The sequence below is a fragment of the Aetokthonos hydrillicola CCALA 1050 genome (assembly GCF_017591665.1).
Taxonomy (GTDB): Bacteria; Cyanobacteriota; Cyanobacteriia; order Cyanobacteriales; family Nostocaceae; genus Aetokthonos; species Aetokthonos hydrillicola.
Genome location: NZ_JAAKGC010000212.1, coordinates 1 through 4596, shown reverse-complemented (window position 1 = coordinate 4596; position 4596 = coordinate 1). Strand labels below are relative to the sequence as shown.

Annotated in this window: 4 protein-coding genes; 1 reads left to right on the top strand and 3 read right to left on the bottom strand. The window is 41.3% G+C overall.

The annotated features are described in order from the left end of the window. Together G4P69_RS35675 and G4P69_RS35670 are read right to left on the bottom strand one after the other, a co-directional pair. Window positions 1–845, bottom strand: an 845-nt coding sequence (locus G4P69_RS35675) for a hypothetical protein (protein ID WP_208354677.1), incomplete at its 3' end; no start/stop codon positions are given. 198 nt (window positions 846–1043) lie between these two features. After that, entirely contained in the window at window positions 1044–1934 is an 891-nt protein-coding gene (locus G4P69_RS35670) for a LysR family transcriptional regulator (RefSeq protein ID WP_208354676.1), read from the bottom strand. Window positions 1935–2076: 142 nt separating this feature from the next. Between G4P69_RS35670 and G4P69_RS35665 the strand changes: the two genes are divergently transcribed. After that, complete coding sequence (locus G4P69_RS35665; protein ID WP_208354675.1) at window positions 2077–2841, top strand: class I SAM-dependent methyltransferase; 765 nt, start codon at window positions 2077–2079, stop codon at window positions 2839–2841. A 93-nt stretch (window positions 2842–2934) separates the two neighbouring features. Here G4P69_RS35665 and G4P69_RS35660 read toward each other — a convergent pair whose 3' ends face one another. Further along, window positions 2935–4572: an alpha/beta hydrolase gene (locus G4P69_RS35660; RefSeq protein ID WP_208354678.1), complete on the bottom strand. Its 1638-nt coding sequence runs from the start codon at window positions 4570–4572 to the stop codon at window positions 2935–2937. Window positions 4573–4596: the final 24 nt, after the last annotated feature.

Below are 4596 nucleotides of genomic sequence, written 5' to 3'. Positions count from 1 at the left end.
AACCAAAGGTAAGATTGAAACATATTGAGATCACGAATGTTGGAGTGCGCCACATTGGGGTCTGTTAAGCAGCCACTACGGCTATGATAGTTAGGAAACAATTGAACAAGTTGATTGTGAACACTCTGGGAGATTTCGTCACACGCAGGGATCATTTCTTCGACAAGAGTTAATGTTGGTGAGCCCAACTGATGGATGGTAGCTGCTGCACTAACTCTTTGCCAGGGAATGGCAACTTGCTCTTCAATAAACTTCAAGTACGGGCTGAACAGTACTTTCTCGATCTGTGTCAGTTTCCTAAGAATCAACCTGTTAGTAAATTTCAACTGGGTTGTCATAAAGCCAAGAGTGCGCCAGTCCCTAGATACCAGAAGTTGCTCTTGATAAATGAGTAATGTTGGTTCAAGCTCATACGCTATCTGGGTAACTGCTGACTTTCCCCATGATAGTCGTGAAGAGAGTACAAATTCTGATGGACTGTCTGTAGGCAATACAGTAGTATTCAAAGATGGCTGTTGATAAAGTTGCAGGAGTTTTCTGTACACACGTGTCGCAAATTGGGTTATTTGCCTCGCCTCGCTCAAATTCAAAACATTGGGAATATAATCATGAAGGGTCTTGGTTTGTACCCAAGCCATTTGACTATTAATATTAAGTAAAGTATTTGTTAGTTTAGATACAGTCTCAGATCGCCCTTGTTCTGAGTTTGTATGCCTTAACCTGTCATAGTTGGAGGGGTTTGAATATAAATCTAGGGATGACAAGTCAGGTGCATAACGCTGAGCCCACAGGTTAAGTAATCGTTCAACTGATGAATTTTCAAAAATTTGAACAGTTTTTATCATATTTTTTCAAGTATCTGTATGGAGTTAAAGCAAATAAGATGAATCCTTAAATTTTGTGTTAACATTAGTGTTAATACCAGATCCTAAAATCAAGATATTTGAGTACTCATCAAGATAATTATTAGCAATAGTCAATCTTCTAGTATTGACAATAACATAGAAAAATACAATAAGGAAGTTCTGAGCAGTTAGAAGGCTCTATTTGAACTTTTGAAAAACTTGTCTTACAACTTCTAGAAATCTTTGTAAAGTGGGAGACGTATTGTAACATTTCCAAATTATGTTAATTGCTACTTCTGGACTTGGCTCTTCTAAGGTTTTGTAAATGACTCCAGTTCTTTGAAGGTTTTGAAGTGAGGCTGGCACAATTGCAACACCCATTTCAGCTGCAACTAGACTTACAATCGTCTGCATCTCTATCGCTTCCTGAGACACTTTTGGACTAAACCCTGCTTGTTGGCATAAACTTATAATATTGTCGTAAACTCCAGGAGCGTTTCTGCGAGGAAACAGGATAAAAGGTTCATTGCACAGAGACGATACAAACACTTGAGGTTCATGTGCAAGCCGATGTCCCTCTGGTAATGCAACTACTAACATCTCACGAAAAATGGTTTCTGTACTAAACAAAGCTTCCTCAACAGGAGGGCGAAGAAATCCAACATCGATTCTCCCTTCTCGCAGCCATTGCAGTTGCTCATTAGTGGTCAGCTCACGTAATTCCAACACTACAGATGGAACGCACTTGCGAAAGATACGTAGAATTTTTGGCAAAACATTATACGACGCAGAACTAACAAAGCCAATCACAAGTCGTCCAGCTTCACCACGACTAGTTTGTTGTGCAATTTGAATTGCTTGATCAAGCTGCTCGAGAACCCGTTTAACTTCTGTTAAAAAGACCTGTCCTGCTTCTGTGAGCTGCACCATTCTTTTAGTGCGGTGAAATAGCTCGAACCCTAATTCTAGCTCTAATTGGCGAATTTGTTGACTCAAAGGTGGTTGGGCAATGTGCAATCTCTGTGCGGCTCGTCCGAAGTGTAGCTCCTCAGCCAGCGTAACAAAGTAGCGCAGATGTCGTAGTTCCATGCAGTTTCCTGATTAATATCTTTTACATATTAATAGATGATTAAAAATATATTGGACAATCATCTGTATATTCTTTACTGTAAAGATGAAACAGTTATTCAAATGGTGCTTTTAAGTTACCCCGTACCAAGGAGATTTTTTCATGGGGCAGAATCAGTGGAATACCACCCTTTATGAGGGCAAACATTCTTTTGTTTGGGAACGCGCAGAAGATTTGTTCAAATTGCTGTCTCCCCAAGTAGGAGAGCGGATACTGGATCTTGGTTGTGGTACAGGACAGTTAACCGAAAAAATTGCTGCGGCTGGATCTGTGGCAATAGGAATTGATGCGGATAGTAGTATGGTGGAAAAAGCAAGACACAACTATCCTCATCTGCAATTTGCGGTTGCTGATGCACGAGATTTTAAGGTAGAACAACCGTGCGATGCTATCTTTTCTAATGCGGTTCTGCATTGGATTCCAGAAAGTGATGCAGTTATTCGCTCTATTTACCAAGCCCTCAAGCCCGGAGGTCGTTTTGTAGCAGAATTTGGTGGTAAAGGAAATGTCAAAGCAATTACCCAAGAACTCTTTAGTGTGCTTGAAGCAATGAACTTGACATCTTCTACAACGTTTATTCCTTGGTATTTTCCTAGCATCGGAGAGTACACAAGTTGCTTAGAAAAGCATGGATTTGAAGTGATATATGCGGCGCTGCTTGATCGCCCAACACCTCTTAGTGACGGAGATGCGGGTATGGCAAATTGGCTTGAGATGTTTGCCAATCGATTTTTCTTGGGACTTTCTGCTGAACAAAAAACAAACGTGATTCACGCTGTTGAGGATCGCTTGAAACCAATGCTTTATCAAGATGGAACTTGGATAGCAGATTACCGTAGAATCCGTGTGGTCGCTTTAAAAAGTTGATTAAATTTCCTCTAGACCGACCAAAAATTCTTTGTTGAGTGCGATAGCGAAGCGCTGCCCGAAGATAGCGCGATCGCACATGATGGCAATTCTTTACCTACTAGATGTTTTTCGTGGGTTAAGTTGTTTTTGAGGAAGGGGGACGAATCGGACTAAACTTAAGGGTAGTGGTTGCCTGCTGATGGTCTTAATATAATTTGGGCTTAGGTTGCTCAGGTAACTTGTTTGCCCAGCAATATACACTTGGAAAAAGGCAAGACTCAAAACGTTAACATAGCGACGTGCTAAAGTCGGACTAGGACCAATTGCCTGTTCAGGAACAGGGATACCACCACTAGCATCGCTTGGTGAATCTCCAATTGTTGAGAAATGTGTAGCACCATTAATTAATGCTAAATACTTATTCTGAGTTGTTAACCAGGTAAATGGTTGAATTTGTTCTGGAAGCGCTGGAGCGACAGTATCAGCACTACCGGCAACAATCATTGTTGGGATTTTAATTTGGCTTAGACTATCTTGACCCATAATACTGCTGACAATTGGATCAATGGCGATCGCAGCCTTCACACGAGGATCTGATAGATTATATGTAGATTGTGGTAAACGTAAAGCCAAGCATTGTAGTAGAAGCGAAACGTTAAGTGAATTTCGCGAGAGCGCGCAGTTCTTTCGGAGTAGCTGAAAGTTAAGTGGTGATCCTGCTAATGCTAAAGCAGTATAACCACCAAAAGATTGACCTATTACGCCTACCTGTTGAAGATTTAGGCGTCCTCTAAATTTTGCGTTAGATCGAGACAACCGAGAGAGTTCATCTAACAGATACTTTACGTCTAATGGTCGGTCAATAAACTCCCTGGGACTGGTGACATCTTGTGCTCTACCTGCTAATAGTGCTTGCAACTGTTTTGCATCACTACCTGGATGCTCTAGAACAGCAACCCCAAAACCATAGGAAGCAAGATGTTGCGCTAAGTAAGCAAAACTTGTTCGATCAGAACCAAGTCCGTGAGAGATGACAATCACTTTTCCTGGATTGGGAGTCTGTGGTAAGTAAATATCGGAAAGAAACTTTCGCTGGCGGGATGCATCATATAATGAGATAGTTTGCTTGTCCCATTTAAAATTTCCACGTCTCACCACGTTTGCGATTGATTTATTATTCGCCACAGAGGTGCTAGCTGACTCTTGGCTAAATTCTTGATTAATCAGTGCAACTGCATCCCGCGTTTGATTGACTAAATTTTTTAATTCATTTTCAATAGCTAAGCTGCGAGATAAATCAATCGTAATAGCTGCTGAGGGGAATTTGCGTAGCACACTTAATAAAGTAAAACCGTTTGGATCAGCAGCCCCAAGAATGAGCGCTGCGCGAATTGCATAAAATCCACTTGTGTGGGTTTCTTGCTGAATAACTTCTCCAAGTTTCGCTAACAATGTCTCACCAATTGGCGTATAGAGAAATTGCGAAACCTGTACGACATTTAAAGGGATGGGAGTCAGTAAAAGTTGCCTTAGCTGAGGCAGTTTATCTTTTCCTACGTAGCCAAGATATGCAGACAATTCATCATCAGCTTTGCCTGTCTTAGCATAATTCTCAAGAGAACTAACAGAGATAGATCTCTCCAAAATCCCATATGAAAAGTTCAGTCGGGGCGCACCCAGTACCGGACGGAGAAGAAGAGCAGGCAACACCAGCCCTATGCTGAAGGATCTCAAGAGTATTTTCAGCATATTTGACCGCGCGCTCCTAAAATT